The organism is Acinetobacter sp. GXMZU3951 (genome assembly GCF_054457875.1).
In genome coordinates, this window is sequence record NZ_JBTLFO010000017.1 from 1 (window position 1) to 617 (window position 617).

Consider the following 617-nt stretch of genomic DNA (forward strand, 5'->3'; position numbering starts at 1 on the left):
TCTTCGATTGGCATTAAGAATGCTTTATCGATAGCACGTTCTGGTTCTGGAATGTAAGAGTCAAGCGCTTCAACAAGAGCAAGAACCGAAGGCTCACCGTACTGACCAGCGTCGCCATTAAGCGCAGCAAGAGCAGAACCACGGATAACTGGAGTGTCATCGCCTGGGAAGTCGTAAGTAGAAAGAAGTTCACGAACTTCCATTTCTACTAATTCAAGTAATTCTTCGTCGTCAACAAGGTCGCATTTGTTTAAGAATACGATGATGTAAGGTACACCAACCTGACGTGAAAGAAGGATGTGTTCACGAGTTTGTGGCATTGGACCATCAGTCGCAGCACATACAAGGATCGCGCCGTCCATCTGAGCAGCACCAGTAATCATGTTTTTAACATAATCGGCGTGACCCGGGCAGTCTACGTGAGCGTAGTGACGAGTTGGAGAATCGTATTCTACGTGTGAAGTATTAATTGTAATACCACGTGCTTTTTCTTCAGGAGCAGAGTCGATTTGTGAGTAATCTTTCGCTTCACCGCCGTAAGTTTTTGCACAGATCGTTGCAATCGCAGCAGTTAAAGTAGTTTTACCATGGTCAACGTGACCGATTGTGCCCACGTT

At 45.7% G+C, this 617-nt stretch carries 1 protein-coding gene; it reads right to left on the reverse strand.

Going from position 1 to position 617, the window contains the following annotated elements; genetic code table 11:
- Window positions 1-617: GTP-binding protein (locus ACX17N_RS15935; protein ID WP_458893550.1), on the reverse strand; the 617-nt coding region annotated here is incomplete at both ends.